This is a genomic window from Chitinophaga jiangningensis, from assembly GCF_900142605.1.
GTDB classification, from domain to species: Bacteria; Bacteroidota; Bacteroidia; order Chitinophagales; family Chitinophagaceae; genus Chitinophaga; species Chitinophaga jiangningensis.
Map to the genome: position 1 here is coordinate 298,826 of NZ_FRBL01000008.1, position 21,592 is coordinate 320,417.

Consider the following 21,592-nt stretch of genomic DNA (forward strand, 5'->3'; position numbering starts at 1 on the left):
TGTTGGCAGTCCGGATAAAATCTTAGAACGTTCCTGCTGCGGTCCAATGCTGGCGGGGACGTTTTTTGTTTTGTGTGGTAGTATTACTGCATGCTTATGATAAATATTTAGTGAATAGTTACTTCGTGGCCTTTCGTTGTATAGCTAAAATTATTGCCTGCTGCCAGTGTTTGCAGGGTGGTTTTAAGTTCCCCTGCAGCAAAGAGGGTGATTGTCACTTTCTCATTTGCTTTTTGTGGGCGGGTGAAATTTATTTTCACGTCGTACCAACGTTCCAGGGTGGCGGCTATTGTTGCTAAAGTTTGATTATTGAATACCAGGCGGCCTTTTTGCCAGGCGGCAACATCGGCTGCATTTACGGATTGCAGGGTAGCCTGCTGCTGGTGCCAGGATACCTGTTTGCCAGCGGTGAGTATGGCCAGTTCCTGCAAGTTCCCGTTGGCATTTGATTCCACTTTCACCTTTCCGCTGGCTACGGCCACTGTGATTGGCTGGCCGGCGAAGGCGGCGATTTTAAAGGCCGTACCGAGTACAGTGGTGGCTACATCTCCCGTATGAATAATAAAAGGATGCCTGGGATCAGTAGTAATATCAAAGTAGGCTTCCCCGGTGAGTGTTATTTCGCGGGTGTTGCCGGTAAACTGCTCCGGGTATTCCAGGCTGCTGGCGGCCCCCAGGTGAATGGTGGAACCGTCGCTCAACTGAATTATTTTTCGCTGACCGGGTTTATTTTGTTGATGAGATATCACCATAGCCGGTGGTTTGGTGCTGCTGATAGAAAAAATGCCCGTCAGGCCGGCTATAAGTAAGAGAGATGCGGCCGCTGCCACGTAATACCATTTTCGTACAGGCATTACCGTATCCTTTATCCCCATGCGGTTGTGCATGGCGGACGTCCATTTTTTTTGCTGTGCATGATCAGTGGGCATTTGCATACTTGCCGCTATATCCTTTTGCAGGCGTTCTTCCAGCAATACGCTGAGTATGGCGCTGCTACCAGGTTGTTGCAGGTATGATTCTACCAGCGCTGCTTCTTCGGCAGTGCATTGCTGATCGAGGTATTTAGTTAAGAGTGCTTTTGTAATTGTTGCCATGTGATGCAGGTGATACTTGGTCACCTACTATATAAAGGCCAAAAAAAATGCGAAAGGGCTAATGGTTACAAAAATATTTTGTCAGGAGATAAAAATCAGGATTATCACACTGGTGATATCGATATAATCTTTGAGTTCCGTACGAAAAAAGGTCAGGGATGCCTTGATGTGATTTTTAACGGTGAACAGGGAGAGATTCATTTCTTTGGCGATTTCCGCGTGGGATAAATCATCGTGGCGACTGAGTCGGAATACTTTCTGTCGCTGCTGGCTGAGGCTATTCAACTTTTCATGATAGAGTTCACTGAGTTCATTTTCCCGGAGGCGGTTGGCAGCGTCTTCCACGGCAGTTTCATGCGCAAAATCCAGGGGCAGGGTTTCTGTTTGATGGCGGGTTAATACTTTGATGACGGCGTGTTTCATGGCCCTGAATAAGTAAGGGGCCAGTTGAATGTCCGGGTCCAGCTGGTGACGCTTATCCCAGAGCCAGAACATCAGGTCCATCATGGCCTCTTCTGCCTGCGCTTCGTTGCGGATATATTTGAGCGCATAATAATACAGCTTTCCGGAGTACCGGTTGAAGAGTACGTCATAAGCCCTGGTGTTGTCTTTCCTGCATTCTTGCAGCAATAATACATCCGATTGTTCAGGTAAAGTTAATCGCATAGTTTGCCACTATTTTCCCAGAGGCAAACTTAAGTGCAATTTTCAGGTGTGCGTATTAAGGGATTATTAAGTTTTGATTAACGACTTTTCAGCCGGGGTGTACGCCTAACGTAGACGGGCATACGATAATACAAATAGGCCCCGCCAGCAGATGCAGTTACACACCGCCAGCAGGGCCGGTTTTACAGCAGCTATTTTCTAATATTCTGCTGGGACGAGTGATCGACCAATCACGCGTTCGAACAGGTTTTGGTTGAGCAGATCCTTGATGGATTCAATAATAAAATCGGGGGCATAACCGAAGTGTACGAGGTCTTCGCGACTGGTAACACCCGTAAGTGTAAGCACGGTGGTGAAGCCCATGGAGCCGGCACCGAGGATATCCGTACCCATGGTATCGCCGATCATCACGGTTTCATCCGTGGTAAGCTGCAATGCTTTGCGGGCCATGCGCATCATTACAGGAGAAGGTTTACCCACGCTGAATGCCTGTACACCGCTGGCACATTCCAGCATGGCAACGAGTGCACCGCAGCCGGCGCGATATTTACCATCTGCCACGGGGCAGTTAGGGTCCAGGTTGGTGGCGATTAATTTAGCGCCTTTCATGATCATGTTCAGCGCTTTATCTACCGATTCCAGCATGATGGTGCGGCCTTCGCCGATGATAACGTAGTCCGGCTGGTCGTCTACAATAGAATACCCTGCATTATGCAGTTCTGTGAGCAGACCGCCCTCTCCTATTACATATGCAGTACCATTTTCTTTTTTGGAGGCGAGGTAGCGGGCAGTAGCCATGGCGCAGGTAAAAATATCTTCTTCATTTACCTTAAAGCCCATCTTGTTAAGCTTGTAGCAAACATCCCTGCTGGTACGCTGGCTGTTATTGGTCAGAAACAGGAAAGGCAGTTCCCTTTCTCTAAGTCCGTTAATAAAGTCTACTGCGCCCGGAATAGGTTCGGAGCCTTTGTAGATCACGCCGTCCATGTCGATCAAAAATCCCTTTTTTTTCATAGCAATCAGATGTTGGTTAAACTATATTATAGTTGATACAAATTCACAATCATAATTAACTATGGAATGGATAAAGGCGGGTGGGCTAATGGCTTGTTTTGTAGTTAAGCCGGTATAAAAATAAGCATTATTTTATTTAAGATGTATTTTTTTATTGGCAAATGTTAAAAATTAACAGGAATTGAATGATAATTTATCACATAGATTAGTATTTAATATTTGTAGACTTTTAGCCCCAAAATGGCGCTGACCTTCGGTCAGCGCCATTTTGGGGTGGGGCGGGCCTGCAGCCCGCACCACCCCATTAGCTCTTACGTGCGCCGGTGGCTCCCAAACCTAAAAGCTATTGGTTGTACCCGCTTCATTAAATTCTTAATCTAGATTAAGACCACTTCTTAATCCAGTTCATTTGCCACCCACTCACTTCTTCGCAATTTTACATCATCAACAACGATACAAACCATGAGCAAGTATATCCTACATAAAGAAGACAGCAGACACCACGAGTATAACGACTGGCTGGAAAGTAAAAAAACATTCAGCTTCGCGGATTACTATAATCCTAAGCGTATTCATTTTGGTGCACTGCGTGTATTCAACGACGATATCGTGAAAGCCACCAAAGGCTTCGGTAAACATCCGCACGATAACATGGAAATTATTTCCATCCCACTGCAGGGAAGCCTGATACATAAAGACAACCTCGGCAACGAAGAAGTGATCAGGGCAGGAGAAATTCAGGTGATGAGCACCGGTAGCGGCGTATTCCACAGCGAATACAACCACGAAACAGAGCAGTCCACCCGCTTCCTGCAAATATGGATCTACCCTTCCGCACTGAACGTAACGCCGCATTATGGTCGCCTTACCCTCCAGAATGCCTGGTTTGATAATCAGTTCAGCACCTTTGTAGCACCGGTAGCCTCCGAAAAAGCCGCCATGATCCACCAGGACGCCTACCTCAGCATGGGTAAGTTCAGCGGAGATAAAGAATTTAGCTATACCATCCAACAAAATGGCAATGGCGCCTATTTATATGTAATCGACGGCAGTATAGACATAGACGGACATGTACTCTCAACCGGCGATGCACTCGGTATCAGCGATACAGCCGCATTCAACGGCCAGGTGAAAAGTAACAGCGCCACCATCCTGGTAATTGATGTACCCATGAACATTCAATTGTAAGATTATGACAGACAAATCATCACTGAACCTGCTGGCAATAGGCTACCACCCTGAAATCATGCAGGTGGTACACCGGCTCATCAACAGCCACAACGGCTGGAACGGTACCATCGCCAACTCGCTGGAACAGGCAGCCACACTGCTGCATAGCAACAACTATGACGGCATCCTGCTCTGCGCCGGCGTTAACGAGGCCGACGAAGCCCAGGTCAGAAATATAGCATCCAATGCCCGCATCATCCGCCACTATGGCGGCGGTAGCGGACTCCTGGAAAATGAAATTCGTATTGCATTTGAAATCTAACTTTTTAAAATAATTACTATGAACAACAATATTTTAGGCTTACACCACATCACTGCGATTGCAGGCGACGCTCAGCAAAATCTCGACTTCTATACCAAAGTACTCGGACAACGACTGGTGAAAAAAACCGTCAACTTCGACGATCCCGGCACCTACCACTTCTACTTCGGTAACGAGCAGGGAACACCCGGCACCATCCTCACCTTCTTCCCATGGCAAAACATCGGTAAAGGTAAATCCGGTACCGGCATGGCTACGGAAATCAGCTATACCGTTCCTACCGGCAGTCTCGACTTCTGGAAAGCACGCTTCCAACAATTCAACGTGCCTTTCGAAGAAACCATCGAACGTCTCGGTGATAAAGTATTACGCTTTACCGATCCGGACGGACTTCAACTCAGCTTCGTAGAAACGCCTGCCACGGATAGCCGCCTCCCATGGGAAACGGCCGACATCAAAAAAGACGTCGCCACCAAAGGCTTCCACAGCACCACGCTGACGCTAAAAAATATCGACGCCACCGCAAAAGTGCTCACTGACCTCTTCGGCTACACGCTGCTGGCACAGGAAGGCAACCGCTACCGCTTTGGTACCACCACCGTGGAAAGCGCCAACATCATCGACCTGCTGGCAACGCCGGATGGCGACCGCGGCCACAACGCTGCCGGTACCAACCACCACGTGGCCTTCCGCGTAGCAAACGATGATATCCAGATGGCCCTGCGTGAAAAAATCGTAGCCGCCGGACACCACATCACACCGAAAATCGACAGGGACTACTTCTACTCCCTCTACTTCAGAGAACCAGGAGGCGTACTCTTCGAAATTGCTACCGACAACCCCGGCTTCACCGTGGATGAACCACTGAACGAACTCGGTCAGGGCCTGCGACTCCCTAAACAATACGAGCCGCACAGAAAAGAAATTGAAGGCGTATTGCCGGTATTAAAATAGTTATCTCAGGAAGACACCGAAGGGTACAACCGCAATAAAAGCAGCGGCCCGCACAACACGCAACCGCGGATAACACCGAAGGTTACTAACACAATAAAAAGCAGCGGCCCCGCGCAGCGGGGCCCCCTCCCGGGATGACACCGAAGGTGTCATCCCGAACCAATCAAAAAAAACAACTAATGACACATCAGAAAAACATAATCACCGCCGGCAGGCCCATCACCGAAGCTAAAAAAGCCCTTATCATGATCCACGGCCGTGGTGGCTCCGCCAGAGACATCATCACCCTGGCACCACACCTTAACGTAAAAGACTACACGATCATCGCACCACAGGCTACCGGCAACACCTGGTATCCGCAGTCATTCCTCGCACCACCGGCCGAAAATGAGCCCTGGCTCAGCAACGCACTGGACGTATTAAGTGAGGTAGTAAACGACACCGTGGCCGCCGGCATCAGCAAAGAAAATATTTACTTCCTGGGATTCTCGCAAGGGGCCTGCCTTACGCTGGAATTCACCACCCGGAACGCAGACAAGTACGGTGGTGTAGTGGCCTTTACAGGTGGCCTCATCGGCGATCACATCTACCAGGAAAATTACAAGGGAAACTTTAATAATACGCCGGTGTACATAGGCAGTAGCGACCCCGACTTCCACGTACCAGTAGCAAGGGTACATGAATCGGCCGAACTACTCAAAAAAATGGGGGCTGACGTAACCGCAACGATATATCCTCAAATGGGCCATACGATAACGGTAGACGAATTAAAAGAAGCAAACAGACTGGTGTTTAAGTAAGCCTTAACCGGCTTACTTTTTTTTATGCATAGCGCCACGCACCTTACTCAAAAACTCAGGCGACACACCCAGGTACCTTGCAATTTGGTTTTGCGGCACCCGCTGCACTATCTCCGGATACTTTTCCGTAAACGCGATATAACGCTGCTCCGCCGTTTGTGATACCAGGCTGTGAAACCGGCGCTGCAACGCAAACAGCGACCGCTGTACCAGCAATCGAAACATGGTTTCGAACTGCGGCACCTGCTCAAACAACTGCTGCTTACTCTTGTAATCAATCAGCAGCAACTCACTATCCTCCAGCGTTTCAATAAACATATTGGTCGGCTTCTGCTCTGTAAAACTATACAAGTCACTCACCCACCAGTTCTCCACGGCAAAAGACAAAATGGTTTCGGTACCATCATCACTGAGAAAATAAGTTCTCACCAAACCCTTTACAATAAAGGCTTCGAAGTCACACACCTCCCCTTCCTGCAACAGATACGTACGCTTACGCACCCGCCTGAACTTCAGCAGGGAATGAAAATATTCCCGCTCCTCATCGGTGAGTTGGATACACTTGTCTACAAACTGGTCTATTTGCTCGTACATAGGGTAAAGATAAGACAGGTTTAGGAGTCTCCAAGTTTCCTTGTGAAAAATGAATTTTAATATTAGTCTTTTTTGCCATTACCTTTGCACCGCAAAAAAAGAATATTAACAGCAACATGCAACACATCCCAACATACATGATTCCTGCCGCCTCCTATCCAATGTGGGAGCAGGAACCTGTGGGGATCAATGATGCTGACAATTAGCGCAACCTGATTTATGCATATACGGCCCCGCAAGCAATTGCGGGGCTTTTTTTATTTAATCCCATTAATCATCAACAACATGAGAAAACTGGCTAGTATCCAAAAAATTACCGGTCTGGAACCCATAGCAGGCGCGGATGCCATCGAAAAGGCTTACATACTGGGCTGGCAGCTGGTAGTGAAAAAGAATGAATTTAAACCCGGTGACTTATGCATCTATTGCGAAATCGATAGCAGGATGCCGGAGGTACCTACATTCGAATTCCTGCGTCCCCGTGGCATGCGAATTAAAACCACGCGGTTGCGGGGACAGGTATCCCAAGGCATTGCATTTCCGCTTGACCTGTTACCTGCCGGCTTCCCCGTAACTGAAGGTGCTGACTGCACAGCAGTGTTGGGCATCACTAAGTACGAAGCCCCCATGCCCGCCTGCCTTACCGGTGCTGCCAAAGGTGCCTTCCCATCCTTCATTCCAAAAACGGATGAAACAAGAGTACAGGTATTGCAGCACATCCTTGATAAATACAAAGGTGAAACCTGCTACATTACAGAAAAGCTGGATGGGAGCAGCGCAACTTTCTTTATCAATAACGGTGAATTCGGCGTTTGCAGCCGCAACCTGGAACTGCTGGAAGCTAATACCAATAGTCTATGGCAGGTAGCACGGGCACTCCGGATCGAGGAGAAACTGCGTTCACTCCATGGCAACTTCGCATTACAGGGTGAGCTGTTCGGAGAAGGTATTCAGGGTAATAAACTCAGGATGCACGGGCCACATGTCCGGTTCTTCAATATCTTCGATATCAGCAAGTCTGCATACCTGGGATTTCATTCATTCATGGCCACATTGGAGCAACTGGAACTCGAACCCGTACCGGTATTGACCACCACTTATGTACTGGATAACAATATCGACGCCCTGGTAAAAATGGCCACCATAAAAAGTACCATATGCCCCGATGCCTGGGCAGAAGGAATTGTGATCCGCCCGGTGGAAGACAAAATTGAGTCTTACAATGATCTATTCTCCTACGGCCGGGTTACATTTAAAGCCATCAATCCGGAGTTTTTAATTAAATACGGCGAATAACAACAGCGCTGTTCCTGAGTGGGAACAGCGCTGTTTCGTGTAGGCTATTACGTTATCTGCTCTGGCTAGTACCCTACAACGTAGCCATATCAATCACAAAACGATAACGCACATCTCCTTTCAGCATACGCTCATAAGCCGTTGCGATATCCTTGATATCAATCACCTCTACGTCGGAAACAATATTATTTGCTGCACAGAAATCCAGCATCTCCTGGGTTTCAGGCAAGCCACCAATCATAGAACCAGCCACACTCTTACGACCACCAATCAATGCAAATGGAGGAATTTTTGCAGGCTCCGGTGGCACACCAACGCAGATGTGCGTACCATTGGTTCTTAACAGCGACATATACGCAGCAATATCATGTGGTGCACTCACTGTATCGAGAATAAAATCAAAGGTATTCTGTGCAGCTTTAAACTGGGCCTTATCGGAAGTGAGCAGGAAATTATGCGCTCCTAATTTTTTAGCATCTGCTTCTTTTGCAGGAGAGGTACTCAGCACCGTTACTTCTGCGCCAAATGCCACACCAAATTTCACCGCCATGTGGCCTAAACCACCCAAGCCCAGCACTGCCAGCTTATGCCCTTTGCCCACTTTCCAGTGGCGCAGCGGAGAGTAAGTAGTAATACCGGCACACAGCAGCGGTGCTACATTTGCCAGTGGTTGGCCTTCCTGTACACGCAGCACGAAATCTTCCTTCACCACGATGGTTTTGGAATAGCCGCCATAGGTAGGCATACCATCGGTGTAATGGTTGGTAGCGTTGTAAGTCTGGATGTTACCATGGTCGCAGTACTGCTCCAGGCCATCTTTACAGTTGTGGCATTTCCCGCAGGAGTCCACCATACAGCCGGTTCCGGCCAGTTCACCCACCTTGAATTTAGTGACCTGGTCACCCACTTTCACAATTCTTCCTACGATTTCATGACCGGGTACCATTGGGTAAATGCCCGGAAACCAGTCGTCGCGGATCTGATGCAGGTCGGAGTGACAAACACCGCAAAACAAAATATCGAACTGCACGTCGTGAGGTCCTACCTCCCGGCGTTCAAACGACCACTCTGCCAGATCAGCACCTGCACTTTGTGCAGCATATCCTTTTGTTGTAATCATAAATAGTAATAGATTTTGTGCTCGGAAATAAACGTCTTGTACGACAAATTTACGATCTCCCTAAAAAATCTCCTTTACTATGGGGATCAATTAAATGTTCCATTTAGCTCATGCCTGTGCTTCCTGGCGAATGGCGGTAGGACTCACCCCGAAATGTGCCTTGAAGATCCTGGAAAAATGCGAGGGATTCTCAAAGCCCACCATATAACACACGTCCAGTACGGGCATGCCGGTATTTTCCAACGCCTCCCTGGCTTTCTGTAAACGGCGCATACGTATCCACTCCGCCGGCGGCATGTTATAGATAGCCATGCAGTCTCTCTTAAAACCTGCCAGACTCCTCCCCGAAAGGTACGCCAGCTGCTCCAGGCTAAGCTGGTTAGCGAAATTAGCCTCCATCACTTCTACCAGATCCGCCTTCACGGGCTTTTTCAGCTGCAAAAACTGCTGCAGCAAAGGTTTGTCGGTAGCTGCAATGTTATACAACAACTCCAGCATTTTTATTTTCAGCAACCCGGTATCTACCTGTTGGGGCTCATTAAAGTATGGCATCACGGATTCAAAAAACCGCTGTAACCGTTCGCCAACAGGCTTTACGATCACCTGGCTATCTGTATCTGCATGATCGCTGGTAATGTCCGCCATGCGGATAAATTCCTGTATAAACTCATCTTTCAAAAAAAACAGGATGCTCTCATATACATAGCCCGAACCCGGCACACCGGTTTTATTATACTGAATAAGGGACGCCTTCTTTACCAGCAGCATCTCATGTTGCCGCACAGGATAGGTTTGCTTACCGTATGTAACAATATTCTGCCCCTTGGCCACGTACAGCAGCATATGCTCTTCCAGGAACATGCTGCCCGTAGTACAATCGGCATGGGTACAACTTTCAATAGCAGAAAAGCCGTTCAGTTGCAGGCTCCGGTGATTAAACGGTGCCGCAACCAGCTCGGACGGAACGCTGACAGACTTCATCAATTCTAGTTTTTTAGTAATTCCCAACCCTGTTTTATGGTGTTTTGACGGCAAAGTGCTCAGCCGGGGTATTAAACGATACGTAAAATTACTAAAAAACAAGTTATTTCATCTTCCCGGAAAAAATATACAGACAGACTTGTCTGTTCACTTTAAATTACCCTATCTTTGCATCATGCATACGCCCAGACAAAGAATTCTTGACACGGCCGCCGTACTGTTTCACCAACAGGGATACAACAGCACCGGTATTAACCAGATCATCAGCGAGGCAAATGTGGCAAAAGCAAGCTTTTACCAGCATTTTAAATCCAAAGATGAGCTCTGTGTGGCCTTCCTTGAAGCACGGCACGACTATTGGTTTGCCGGGTTACTGGAATATATGAGCAAGGGCAAAAACACGCAGCAGAAAATATTAGCGGCGTTTGACTTCCTCATACATATGAACAAAAAGGAAAACTTCAGGGGCTGCAGCTTTCTGAATATCCTGTCGGAAATATCCATGGAGCAGGAAGCAATCCTGGCGGTAATTCAGTCGCACAAAAAAGACCTGCGAAAGCTTTTTGAAACAGTGCTGAACGATGAACTGCTGACGGCACAGGTCTACCTCCTGTTCGAAGGCTCGATCATAGAAAGTCAGCTCTTTAAATCCAATGAGCTGATTAAAAAATCCAAAGAAATCATTGCTAAATTAATCTGACATTATGGAACAACGTCACCCCCTGCCACCATTTACACTGGAAACGGCAAAACAGAAAATCCAGCTGGCAGAAGATGCCTGGAACAGTCAAAATCCCGAAAGAGTAGCCCTGGCTTATACCCCGGATAGTGAGTGGAGAAACAGGAACCAGTTTGTCAACGGCCGCGAAGCCATTGTAAAATTCCTCACGGAAAAATGGGAAAAAGAGCTGGATTATAAACTGAAAAAAGAATACTGGGCCCATGCCGGCAACCGCATTGCGGTACGATTCGAATATGAGTACAGAAACAAGGCTGGCCAATGGTTTCGGGCATACGGAAACGAAAACTGGGAGTTCGATGAAAACGGCCTGATGCAAAAAAGATACGCCAGTATCAATGACCTTGAAATCAACGAAGCTGACAGATACTTATAATAAAGTAGCTGTCAGCTTCGGATTAAGCCTGCGCCGTTGGCCGTTGGCCATTTCTTTCCAGCCAGTAGTAGAGAGATGGAATGACCACAGGCACAAACAGCAGCGTGGCGGTTAGTCCACCGATGATTACCGTCGCCAGCGGCCTTTGTACATCCGATCCGATCCCGGTACTCAGCGCGGCCGGCATAAGGCCAATGATCGCTACTATCAGCATCATCATGATGGCCTTCAGCTGATCTACCGCCACCTTCTGTACAGAAGCCCTTACCGTGAGCGGCGATTTGTAAATCTCCCGGTTCAGCGCAGATACCAGCAAAACGCCCGCCATCACGGAGATTCCGAAGATAGACACAAAGCCCACGCCTGCAGATACGTTGAAGTGATAGCCCCTGATAAACAGCGCCACTATCCCTCCCGCCATCGCCATCAGTATGCAGCTCATGGTAACAAAGGTGTGCTTCATATTTTTAAACAGCATAAACAGGAATACAAACACGATAACGATCGTCAGCGGAATTGTAAGCAGCAGCTGCTTTCCGGCACGTTCCAAATTTTCATATTGTCCACCGTAAATGATGCTGTAACCTTTGGGTACATGAATTTCCTTGCCTATTTTTTCCTGCAACTCTTTTACAAAAGAGCCCTGATCCCGGTTATGCACGTTAGTGCGTACCGTCACCATTCGCTTGCCATCAATACGGTATATATTCGTTTGCCCATCTACAAAACGGATGTCCGCCAGCTGCTCCAATGGTATAAGTCCTCCTGTGGCGCTGGGCACCTGCAGGGTCCTTATCACATCTATTGAATTTCTGTTTTCAGGGAGATATCGGACCACCATATCATAGCGCTTCGTCCCGTGATAAATGGTTCCTACGGCACGGCCTCCAATCGCCGCTTCAATCATGTTCTGTATATCACTAACGTTAATGCCAAAACGTGCGGCGTTTTCCCGGTTAATATTGATCGCCAGCTGCGCCTGCGTGCCCTCCTGCTCAATGTTTACGGAGGCGGCGCCTTGTGTGCCCTTCACGATCACGGCTATACTGTCTGCTTTGCGCCGCATCATCTCCAGGTCGTCCCCTACAATGGAGATGGCCAGGTCCGCCGCACTTCCTGTCACAATTTCCATCACCTGGTCAATAATAGGCTGGCCGGAGTTGAAGCTCGCACCGGGGATATTTCGTTCCAGGTCCGCCTGTATACGCCGTACCAGCTCCTTCTTGGCAATGGTATCGCTCCATAGCTTATAATCCTTCAATCCTACGAGGATTTCTGTTCTGTTGGGCGGGAAGGGGTCTGTTCCATCATCGTTGCGGCCTGTTTGCGTAATCACATATTTCACCGGCGGATACTTACCGATCACTTCCCGGATCATCGGGGCAATCTTTGCGTTCTCCTGTATAGTAACGCCCGCCGGCATAAAGGAACGCATGAATATAGACCCTTCATCCAGCTCCGGCAGGAACTCTGTGCCTAACGCACTGCCTAGGCCAATCAGCAGCATTACCAATACCCCCGCAGTGAGCACCGTTTGCTTATGAAAGCGCAGGAAGAAATTTAAAGAGCGGGTATACCATCTCTCTACTTTATCCAAAATTATATTGCGGTGTGCTTTCATGGGCTTATCGGCAGACAATGCATTCTTATAGGCAAAAGAGATCAGCACCGGAATTAACGTGAGCGCACATATCATAGCACCTATTACCGCAAATGCCAGCGTGAGCGCCATGGGAGAAAACAACTTGCCTTCTACCCTCGTCATCAGTAAAATAGGCGTATAGCCAAGGATGATAATGGTGACGGAGAAAAATATTTCCCGGCCCACTTCCTGCGCCGCCTGTAAGGTCACCCGCATCACACCTCCCCGCTTCTCTTCCTCCGTGGCTGTGCGGTAGCGTCGGATCAGGTGCTCCGCCATTACACAGGCACCATCCACGATAATGCCAAAATCAATAGCGCCGAGCGATAACAAATTTGCCGGAATACCGGTGAGTCGCATCAGTATAAAAGCAAACAGTAAGGCAAACGGAATGGTGGCCGTTACCACCAGGGCGGAGCGGATACTGCCCAGGAAAAACACCAGCACAATCACTACAATGCTCACGCCCATAAACAGTGTATGCGCCACCGTTTCCAGCGAGTGATCGATGAGGAAACTCCGGTCATACAATACCCGCAGCTTCACGCCCTCCGGCAACTCCGTAGCAGTGAGGTCTGCAATTTTCTGCTTCAGTACCTTCAATACTTCGCTGGGGTTCTCCCCTCTTCTCAGCAGGATAATACCTTCGGGAGAACCAATTTTATCCAGCTTTTCATCCGGCACGGCGTAGCCCAACACGCCGGAAGGCGGTGGTGGCGCTATTTCCACGGTGGCCACATCGCGTATATACACCGGCGTACCATTCACCGCCGTGAGCACAATATTCTGGATATCTTTTTCCGACCTCACCGCACCGAGGCCACGCACGGCAAAGCCCTGCCCGCCGCGCTCCATCACGTTTCCACCGGTATTGAGGTTATTTTTTTCAACGGCATCAATTACTGACTGCAAGGTGAGATTATACTTACGCAGCTTTTCCGGTGCCGTCAGTATATGAAACTGTTTGAGCGGCCCGCCGAAATTGGTAACGTCTGCAATGCCCGGCACCTGCAGGATAGCCGGGCGTATTACCCAGTCCTGCAAATCGCGCAGCTCCATGGGCGAAAAGTTAGGCGGCGCTTCTACCACATAGCGGTAAATTTCGCCCACGGCGGTGGTAAGTGGGGCCAGCTCCGGCGTTACGCCATCGGGCAACTCCATAGTGGCAATGCGTTCTATCACCTGCTGCCGCGCAAAGTAATCGTCCGTACCATCCTTGAAAGTGAGCTGCACCACGGCAAGGCCGAAGATGGTGCGGCTCCTTCGGTCCAGAACACCCGGCACATTGTTGAGGGCACGTTCTATGGGAATGGTCACCTGCTGTTCTACTTCTTCCGCAGCGCGACCCTCATAAGGCGCCACCACGATTACGTTGGTGTCAGCAATATCCGGGTAGGCTTCAATCTTCAGCTGCGTAAAGCACCAGTAGCCAATAGCCGAGAGCACCACTGCCGCAATGATAACCGCCCACCTGTTGCGTAATGAAAATATGAGTATGTTCCGAATCATGGTTCAAAAAGGTCTACCTGGTGAGTCACAATAAATCCGCCTGTATATTCCTGCCGCAGTGCCTGCAGCACTTCGCGGACTTTCTTCTCTTCGTCAATAAAAGTGAGCAGGATGGGCGGCTCGTCAAAGGAAAAAATCTGGTCCGGCCGTTTCATCTGCTGGTTAGCGCCAAAGCCCATCACGCCGCGATAAGCAGTGGCACCCTTGATATTGCTGCGTAGCAGGAAGTGCATGATAAATTCATACAGCGGCTGTGCGCCGTGCATGTCATCTCTGTCAATAAAAATCTGCGCCTGTAACATGGTGGCTGTTTTAGTATCCGAATGAAATACCTTTTAACTGCATAGCACCGTCGGTCACTACCTGGTCGCCCTCCTGCACACCGCGGTACAGGATGATGCGACTACCAACCTGGGGCCCGGAGAGCACCTCCTGGCGCCGAAAGCTGCGGGCATCTTTTTTCACAAACACATAGTCCTTACCCTGCACGGTAAGCAGCGCTTCTTTCGGGACGGACAAGCTATTGCCTTCATCGATACCGAAGCGTACGTTGGCAAACATCCCGGCGCGCAACAACCCTTTAGGGTCCTGTACCCCTATTCTCAGTTTAACCATGCGTGTTATATTGTCCACCACCTCGCCTACGCTTTCAATGTTGCCGGTGAAGGTCATGTCGGGATAGGAAGTAAACTGCAACTGGCAGTTGCCGCCTTCTTTTACTTTTGTGACCTGGATTTCCGGCATATCACATATCACCCATACCTTGCCCAGCTTTGCTTTCATTAATTCCTGCGGCTCAAATCCCGCCATTTTCAGGCGCGACTCATGTTCCAGAATTGCCGTCTTTTCGTTGTTGAGGTCCGTTTGTGCCAGTGCCAGGTCTGTTTGGGCAGCTATCAGATCTGTTTTGGCATCGGATACATCTTTTCCGGTACCGGCGCCGTGGGCGGCCAGGTCCTGAAAGCGTTCCAGCTCGATCTGCTTTTGCGCGATGATGGCTTTACGTTGCTGGATGATACTGCCTTTCTGCCGGATGCTGATGATATGTTGCAGCATTTCGGTGTAGTTGACCGTGAGGTCAGGGGCATCAAAGAGCACGAGGTTTTGATCTGTATTTTCAGAGGAGGGTGCAACGGTGGCGACTACACGTGCAGGCGCTGTTAGTTCCGTATTGATGTCCCCTTTGGTGATCGTTACCGTTTTAAAAAAACGGAGTGTGACACTGTCTGGCGGGAAGCGGATTACCTCGCCGCTGTCGCTTACCTCCGGCCGGGTATCCGGGTGGGCGGGTGCTTTCGGGGATTCGTGCGAGCCGCAGGATGCAAGCAGCGCCGCCAGTATTACAATTAAGCCGAGCCTTTTCATGTCAGGAGTTATAATTGATTAATCAATCCGGTTACACAAAGCAGTTGCAGGTAGCTTTTGCGATAGTTGTATAAGGCATCGCAGTATAGCTTTTCGGTATCAAACCAGTTGCGTTGTGCTTCCAGGAAATCGATGATGGTAGTGCCGCCACGGGTATAGGCATATTTTACAGATTCCAATACCTGTGCTGATTTTCGGAGTATACCACTATACTTTTCTACGGTTGCTTTATTCACCTGGTAGGAACGTAAAGCAATTTGCACTTCCGTTTGTACCTGTAGCTGTACGGCGGAGAGCCGTTGTTCCGACTGCTCCAGCTGTATGCGCGATTTCTTAACCTCACCCTGGTTGCGATTAAAAAATGGCAGGTCGATGGTACCAAAGATGCCCACATAAGGCACGGTATTCTGCGGGTTCCAGATGACGCCCAGCTCCGGCACCGGCACGGCCAGTGAGCGCTGCAATTTTACATTGCTGCGGGAGAGTTCAATATTTGCTTTCGCTACCGCTACATCTGCCCTGCTGGCGTATGACACAGCTACCAGGCTATCCAGCACCGGCACCAGGTTCATGCTAAAGATGGAGTCGCCATCGTACACAGTGATACTGTCGGTACCACCCAGCAGGAAACGGAGGTTTTGCTGTTCGTTGCGGTAGGTTTGATCTACATTTTTGAACTGGAGGTCGTACTGTTCCTGCAGTAGTTCCGTACGTGCGAGATCGCTGCTGCTGATCACCTGATTTTTAAGCCGTATCTGCTGAATACCTACCAGTGTATCAATATTGGCCCGTGCCTGGTCGATGAGTTCGAGGGTGCGTTTATTGTACCATACATCCAGCCATTTCACGCCGGCATCCAGGAGGAGGTTACGTTCCAGGTCCATGTAGTTTTGTTGCGTTACCACTACGTTCTGGCCGGCTACTTCCTGTTTGTACCTGCGTTGTCCGCCGAGTTGAAATTCTTTGGTCAGCTGCCACCATACCTGCCGGTTATGGGGGTTGGAGAATTTGGTGCCGGCTTCGAAGTAGCGGTCGTTCACGAGTTGCAGCGTCTGGTTATTTAATACCGGGTTGGGGCGTAGGCCTGCTGTGACCAGATCACTTTGTGCAATGCCGGTGTTGAGTCGCTCCGGCTTTAGCCAGGGGTTATTTGTTTTCACTACATGTAGTGCCTCTCTGAGCGTCAGCTGCGTTTGTGCGCGGGTAGTAATGAAAGGGGCGATTACCGACAGGGCAAGCAGGCCAGCCTTTCTTCGCATCGTCATCATGCTATTGAATTTTTGCAATTATGCCAACATGCAATGCGTGGCAGGTTATGCGCCGGATGCACCTGATCTCTCCCTGATAACCAAACAACTGCCATCACATAGGAACAAGAACAATCCCGGGGCAGCTTCTGTTTACGGGGCTGCACACTATTTCATGCCGGCGGGTGCAAAGGTAGCGGCGCGGGGGAGCGGGGATGATTAGCGGCTTGATAGAATTAGATTAGAAATTGATTAGAAAGTATAGGCCCAGTGCTGGCAGGGAGATAAAACGGACTACGCCCGACTTCCATATCCAGGAAGTCGGGCGCAGCAACTTATGTAGTCATTTCATCTCTATCAATCACTCCTCAAACTCTTCACCGGGTTCATCATCGCTGTTTTCACGGACTGTAACCCGATTGTACACACGGCAACCAGCAGCATCAATCCACCAGTTACAATAAACACCCACCAGGGGATGCTGATCCTGTATACAAAATCCTGCAGCCAGGCGTTCATGGCCCACCAGGCAACAGGACTTGCAATCACAATTGCAATGAACACCAGGCGGATGAAGTCTTTGGTGAGCATACTGATGATGCCTGTTACGCTGGAACCTAATATTTTCCGGATACCGATTTCGCGGGTGCGGCGGCTAACATTGAATGCTGCCAGTCCCATTAAGCCTAAACAGGTAATGAACAAGGTAAACACGGAAAAGATGTTTACCAGCTTTGCAAGGCGGCTATCCGCCTGGTATTGCTGGTTAAAGGCATCATCCATGAAAAAGTATTGAAACGGATGATCGCGGAAAGTTTGCTGCCACGCCGCTTCAATAGCAGTCAGTGTTTTACGGATATCACCACTGCTCATTTTCACCCCGTAGTAACTGGCGTCGTTGTTCATAAACGGATGGATCATCGGCAACAGGGATTCTTTCAGCGAGCGTTGATGGAAGTCTTTCATTACTCCAACCACGGTGGACTTATCCCCCCAGAAATTAATCTTCTGCCCTATGGCGGCTTCCGGAGTGGCAAAGCCCAGTCGTTTACTCGCTTCTTCGTTGATGATCACATCCAGGTGATTATTGCGGCCAGGTACAAAATTGCGACCGGCGAGCAGCTGCAAATCCAGCACTGGTATAAAGTCCGCATCAATGCCGTACAGGTAATAGTTATAACTGGCGGGATTGGTATCTCCCAAACGGGTTACATTGTAGGTGGTAGAAAGCGTTTCCAGTCCCAGGCCGGGCATACAACCAGCCAGACTCACCTTTTGTACTCCGGCGAGTTGCATCAGTTCCTGCTTGAAGGCGGTATAACTGGTGGTATCATTTTGCAGATTGGGTGCACGGAGGATGAGCACCTGGTCTGTATTCATGCCCAGACTTTGCTGTTGCATAAACGACAGCTGCTTATACATCACCAGCGATGCAATCAACACAACGGATGCGATGGCAAACTGGCTTACCACTAGGATTTTGCGTAGGCCACCACCTTGTAAATTGCCGGTAAAGCTGCGGGTGAGCGCGCCCACCATGTTAGCGGACGACAAGGCATACGCCGGGTAAATACCGGACAGCAGTCCGTTTGCGATAAACAGTGCCACACAGGTGAGCCAGAATGAAGCGCTGCTAAATATCCCTGCGGCAGCGCCCTCTCCTACAATGTTTTTATAAAATGGTAGGGCAGCCTGTATCAACACCAGCGACAGTATAAACGCCATCAGGTTGATCAGCAGGGATTCTGCCAGGAACTGCCGCAGCACCGTCCATCGGGAGGCGCCCAGAATTTTTTTGATGCCCGCTTCCTTTAACCGGGATGCCGAGCGGGCGGTGGTGAGGTTTACATAATTGATGGTACCGATGATGAGCAACAGAAAAGCAACGATTTGCAGGAAGCGTACCGTTTGTGCGTCGCCGTTAACATCCGGCTCAAAGGATTTTTTGGAAAAGAGGTGAATGGACCCTATCGTTTCTGCCACATAGCGCTTGTCCTTCAAACGGGGGTGCGCCGCAGAGAAGGCTGCCAGCTTAGCGTTAAAAGCTTCCAGGCTGGTGCCCGGCTGCATTTGCAGGTAGGTATAATTGTTATTGCCGTTCCAGCTTTCCAGGGATACACCGAATGTTTCCACGATGTGCATGGACATCAGTACGTTCATGCGCAGGTGCGTGTTGGGTGGCATGTCCGCAATCACCCCGGTAACTGTGAGTGTTTGGCCGCGCAGCAGCAGCGATTTCCCTATCGGATCGGCATCACCGAAGTAACGGCGTGCAGTCGAGGCCGTTAGTACTGCCTCCAGCGGTCCTCTGAGTGCTTTAGCCGGATCGCCGGCAATAAAGTGTTGTGGGAAGATGCTGAATACGCTGGGATCAGCGGCGAAAAGTCCGTTCTCCAGGAACGACTGGTGCGACGGGGTGGTGACTTCGCTCTCGCCTATACGCTGTATGCGTACAAAGTCCTTTACTTCCGGCATCTGCTGCTTCAGCAGGCCCGGCAGGGGCGGATGCGTTTCACAGTCTGTGGTTACATAGGCACCATCCTTATAGAGGTTCAGCGTAACGCGCCAGATATTATCGGCGTTGGGATAGAACTTTTCATAGCTCCGTTCAAATTTCACATATTGTATAATTAGCAGGAAGGCGGCCATGGCAACAGCCAGCCCCGTCACATTGAGCAGGGAATAGAAGCGGTCTTTGCGCAGGTTGCGCCAGGCGATTTTCAGATACCGGATATCCATAAGCATAAAATTAAGGTAAATGCAGGGTTTATGCCAGGCTACCATCCTATTGATTATCAGTAATATTCATGGAGATATGGTGTTCATAATCGGACAATGGTGTTCGGAAATGAAGGACTTTCCGTTATGATGACTGACTAATCCATCCTTCACTACTCATCACCTCCATATACTTTGGAAACAATTTTCTCATCAGCACCTCATGCAGCTCCTCGTCCCGGTCGAGGCAGCCATCGGAAAGGATGGTGATATTGAAATCTTTATCTGCCGCTTCCAGTGCGGTGGAGAGTACTACCCCGCTGGTGATGACACCGCAGAGTACAAGATGGCGAATGCCCTGCGAGCGAAGGATCATTTCCAGGTCGCTGCCCGCAAAGGCGCTGAAACGTTTTTTAATGACTACCGGCTCGTTGTTTTGCGGCGCCAGTGCCGGTAGTATCTTTGTCATTACTTCCGGCGGTACGCTGCCCATGGTGGCAGGAAGTTTTCCGAAGGTCCGGTGATCCGGGTGAATTTCCGGAAATCCTTTTTTGAAGCCTACCGCTACGTATACTACCGGTAGGTTATTGCCCCGCGCATGCGCAATGGCATTGGCGATGGGTGTTGTTAACTTGTCTGCCCCCGGTAAGGTGGACAATAGCACTTCCTGCATATCGAGCACCAGCAGGGCAGTATTTTCTTTCGTGTGTGCCATTCTGATTTTATTTAGCGATCAAAGTTTCGGTGTGGAGCTGCGGATATTTTATCTCCCTATGTAAAAATTTATAGAACCCGCCGGCTATGCAAAAGCTCAGCAGCCCCTGCAAATGCATGCAGTACTGCGGTGATATAATTTTAGCCAGCCAGCCTATTAACAGGCTTCCCAGTGGTAAGGTTCCGTAGGTAGCCATCGCAAGGAAAGCCACCACGCGGCCCCGCAGCTGCCCTGGGCATACCATCTGTACAATCATGATACCGATCGGTATGGCGGACATCAGTGCAAAACCACATACAAAGCAGCACAACAGGTAAAGTGGCAGCCAGGTTACAAATGGCATGGTAAAAAGGCCAGCACCCAATAGCAGGAGGTTTTTAAAGAGATATTGTTTGAGCGTGGCCGGATATTTACGGCCTGCGAGATAAAGGGTACTAATAAGTGCACCCAACCCCGATGCGGCATTCATATAGCCATAGATAGCGGCATTCCCTTTAAACACCACATCGGCGAAATATGGCTGCAACGTATCGCTGGTGGCCACCAACAAACAGATAAAAACATTCAGCAAAATGAGCGGGCCTATTTCTAAGTCGGAGCGTGTAAAAGTCCAGCCGTCCTTAAAATCTTTCCATGGGTCCTTTGTCGTAGTTACCTCCACGTGTGCGGGGAAATGCATGAGGTTCAGGCAAAAGATTACCGCGATAAAACTCACGGCGTTGGAGGCAAAACAAAATGTAGCACCAAACTGCGCCAGCACAATGCCGGATAAAGCCGGGCCTGCCAGCCTCGTGAAATTATTCAAAGACGCATTCATGGCAATGGCGCCGGGCAGGTCAGCCCCGTTCTTCACTATATCATTCACCATAGCCTGCCGCGCCGGAATATCAAAAGCATTGGCCATGCCCAGCAAAGCGCTGAGCAACAGGATGAGCCACACTTCATGGGCACCAAGGTAATAAGCCAGGGTAAGACACACTGCCTGCAAAGCGGAACCCACCTGGGTAAACATCAATACTTTAAAACGATCGTAACGGTCCGCCACTATGCCGCCCAGGGGCGACAAAAAGAAAGAAGGAAACTGCTCCGCAAATACCGTAAGCCCCACCCACATGAGCGAATGCGTGAGCGAGTAAATCACCCAGATAACTGCCGTACGCTGCATCCACATGCCTATGCGGGAGATGAGCTGACCGGTGAAAAACAGACTGTAATCCCTTGACTTAAAAACCCTGAAGGTATTGGCAATATTCATTTTGGACTAAATTTC

The 21,592-nt window shown here is 49.4% G+C and carries 21 protein-coding genes; 8 read left to right on the forward strand and 13 right to left on the reverse strand.

The features are described 5' to 3' along the window. Window positions 1-107: 107 nt before the first annotated feature. The 3 genes from BUB18_RS21805 to BUB18_RS21815 form a co-directional block, all read right to left on the reverse strand. Window positions 108-1,094 (reverse strand): FecR family protein, encoded by a 987-nt coding sequence (locus tag BUB18_RS21805; RefSeq protein ID WP_073085143.1) that lies wholly within the window; start codon window positions 1,092-1,094, stop codon window positions 108-110. Between the two features lie 81 nt (window positions 1,095-1,175). Continuing rightward, a complete protein-coding gene (locus tag BUB18_RS21810) occupies window positions 1,176-1,760 on the reverse strand; it encodes an RNA polymerase sigma-70 factor (protein WP_073085145.1) in 585 nt (194 codons plus the stop codon). Window positions 1,761-1,958: 198 nt separating this feature from the next. Then, complete coding sequence (locus tag BUB18_RS21815; RefSeq protein ID WP_073085147.1) at window positions 1,959-2,774, reverse strand: HAD-IIA family hydrolase; 816 nt, start codon at window positions 2,772-2,774, stop codon at window positions 1,959-1,961. Between the two features lie 462 nt (window positions 2,775-3,236). On the opposite strand from BUB18_RS21815, the gene BUB18_RS21820 reads away from it, so the two are divergent. The 4 genes from BUB18_RS21820 (at window position 3,237) to BUB18_RS21835 (ending at window position 6,020) form a co-directional block, all read left to right on the forward strand. Beyond that, window positions 3,237-3,962: a pirin family protein gene (locus BUB18_RS21820; RefSeq protein WP_073085149.1), complete on the forward strand. Its 726-nt coding sequence runs from the start codon at window positions 3,237-3,239 to the stop codon at window positions 3,960-3,962. 4 nt (window positions 3,963-3,966) lie between these two features. After that, window positions 3,967-4,266: a hypothetical protein gene (locus BUB18_RS21825; RefSeq protein ID WP_073085151.1), complete on the forward strand. Its 300-nt coding sequence runs from the start codon at window positions 3,967-3,969 to the stop codon at window positions 4,264-4,266. A gap of 18 nt (window positions 4,267-4,284) precedes the next feature. Beyond that, window positions 4,285-5,220: a ring-cleaving dioxygenase gene (locus BUB18_RS21830; protein WP_073085153.1), complete on the forward strand. Its 936-nt coding sequence runs from the start codon at window positions 4,285-4,287 to the stop codon at window positions 5,218-5,220. A 179-nt stretch (window positions 5,221-5,399) separates the two neighbouring features. Then, window positions 5,400-6,020: an alpha/beta hydrolase gene (locus BUB18_RS21835; RefSeq protein WP_073085154.1), complete on the forward strand. Its 621-nt coding sequence runs from the start codon at window positions 5,400-5,402 to the stop codon at window positions 6,018-6,020. A 12-nt stretch (window positions 6,021-6,032) separates the two neighbouring features. On the opposite strand, the gene BUB18_RS21840 is transcribed toward BUB18_RS21835, so the two are convergent. Next, the gene (locus tag BUB18_RS21840) at window positions 6,033-6,614 is read right to left on the reverse strand and encodes a Crp/Fnr family transcriptional regulator (protein ID WP_073085155.1); all 582 of its coding nucleotides are present in this window, start codon (window positions 6,612-6,614) and stop codon (window positions 6,033-6,035) included. Window positions 6,615-6,899: 285 nt separating this feature from the next. On the opposite strand from BUB18_RS21840, the gene BUB18_RS21845 reads away from it, so the two are divergent. Continuing rightward, a complete protein-coding gene (locus BUB18_RS21845) occupies window positions 6,900-7,910 on the forward strand; it encodes an RNA ligase (ATP) (RefSeq protein WP_073085156.1) in 1,011 nt (336 codons plus the stop codon). A gap of 73 nt (window positions 7,911-7,983) precedes the next feature. On the opposite strand, the gene BUB18_RS21850 is transcribed toward BUB18_RS21845, so the two are convergent. Beyond that, window positions 7,984-9,030 carry an NAD(P)-dependent alcohol dehydrogenase gene (locus BUB18_RS21850; protein WP_073085157.1) on the reverse strand — a complete coding sequence of 349 codons (1,047 nt, stop codon included), beginning with the start codon at window positions 9,028-9,030 and terminating at the stop codon, window positions 7,984-7,986. Between the two features lie 108 nt (window positions 9,031-9,138). Next, complete coding sequence (locus BUB18_RS21855) at window positions 9,139-10,011, reverse strand: AraC family transcriptional regulator (protein ID WP_073085158.1); 873 nt, start codon at window positions 10,009-10,011, stop codon at window positions 9,139-9,141. A gap of 175 nt (window positions 10,012-10,186) precedes the next feature. Here BUB18_RS21855 and BUB18_RS21860 point away from each other — a divergent pair, with 175 nt between their 5' ends. Continuing rightward, entirely contained in the window at window positions 10,187-10,711 is a 525-nt protein-coding gene (locus tag BUB18_RS21860; RefSeq protein WP_073085159.1) for a TetR/AcrR family transcriptional regulator, read from the forward strand. A 4-nt stretch (window positions 10,712-10,715) separates the two neighbouring features. After that, a complete protein-coding gene (locus BUB18_RS21865; protein WP_178372177.1) occupies window positions 10,716-11,126 on the forward strand; it encodes a nuclear transport factor 2 family protein in 411 nt (136 codons plus the stop codon). A gap of 22 nt (window positions 11,127-11,148) precedes the next feature. Here the strand turns inward: BUB18_RS21865 and BUB18_RS21870 are convergent, their stop codons facing one another. From BUB18_RS21870 to BUB18_RS21885, 4 genes are read right to left on the reverse strand one after another with little or no spacing between them, the layout of a single operon-like run. Next, complete coding sequence (locus tag BUB18_RS21870) at window positions 11,149-14,277, reverse strand: efflux RND transporter permease subunit (protein ID WP_073085161.1); 3,129 nt, start codon at window positions 14,275-14,277, stop codon at window positions 11,149-11,151. Further along, window positions 14,274-14,579: a DUF190 domain-containing protein gene (locus BUB18_RS21875; RefSeq protein ID WP_073085163.1), complete on the reverse strand. Its 306-nt coding sequence runs from the start codon at window positions 14,577-14,579 to the stop codon at window positions 14,274-14,276. The genes BUB18_RS21870 and BUB18_RS21875 overlap by 4 nt, the downstream gene beginning before the upstream one ends. A gap of 10 nt (window positions 14,580-14,589) precedes the next feature. After that, the gene (locus BUB18_RS21880; RefSeq protein WP_073085165.1) at window positions 14,590-15,642 is read right to left on the reverse strand and encodes an efflux RND transporter periplasmic adaptor subunit; all 1,053 of its coding nucleotides are present in this window, start codon (window positions 15,640-15,642) and stop codon (window positions 14,590-14,592) included. An 8-nt stretch (window positions 15,643-15,650) separates the two neighbouring features. Further along, the gene (locus BUB18_RS21885; protein WP_245805717.1) at window positions 15,651-16,910 is read right to left on the reverse strand and encodes a TolC family protein; all 1,260 of its coding nucleotides are present in this window, start codon (window positions 16,908-16,910) and stop codon (window positions 15,651-15,653) included. On the opposite strand from BUB18_RS21885, the gene BUB18_RS29470 reads away from it, so the two are divergent. Then, window positions 16,909-17,112, forward strand: a complete 204-nt coding sequence (locus BUB18_RS29470; RefSeq protein WP_143160043.1) for a hypothetical protein — start codon at window positions 16,909-16,911, stop codon at window positions 17,110-17,112. The genes BUB18_RS21885 and BUB18_RS29470 overlap by 2 nt on opposite strands. A 134-nt stretch (window positions 17,113-17,246) precedes the next feature. On the opposite strand, the gene BUB18_RS21890 is transcribed toward BUB18_RS29470, so the two are convergent. From BUB18_RS21890 to BUB18_RS21900, 3 genes are all read right to left on the reverse strand, one after another. Further along, window positions 17,247-19,628, reverse strand: coding sequence for an ABC transporter permease (locus BUB18_RS21890; protein ID WP_178372178.1), 2,382 nt, complete (start codon window positions 19,626-19,628; stop codon window positions 17,247-17,249). A 124-nt stretch (window positions 19,629-19,752) separates the two neighbouring features. Then, the gene (locus BUB18_RS21895) at window positions 19,753-20,322 is read right to left on the reverse strand and encodes a cysteine hydrolase family protein (protein WP_073085169.1); all 570 of its coding nucleotides are present in this window, start codon (window positions 20,320-20,322) and stop codon (window positions 19,753-19,755) included. A gap of 7 nt (window positions 20,323-20,329) precedes the next feature. After that, window positions 20,330-21,577 (reverse strand): MFS transporter, encoded by a 1,248-nt coding sequence (locus tag BUB18_RS21900; RefSeq protein ID WP_073085171.1) that lies wholly within the window; start codon window positions 21,575-21,577, stop codon window positions 20,330-20,332. Window positions 21,578-21,592: the final 15 nt, after the last annotated feature.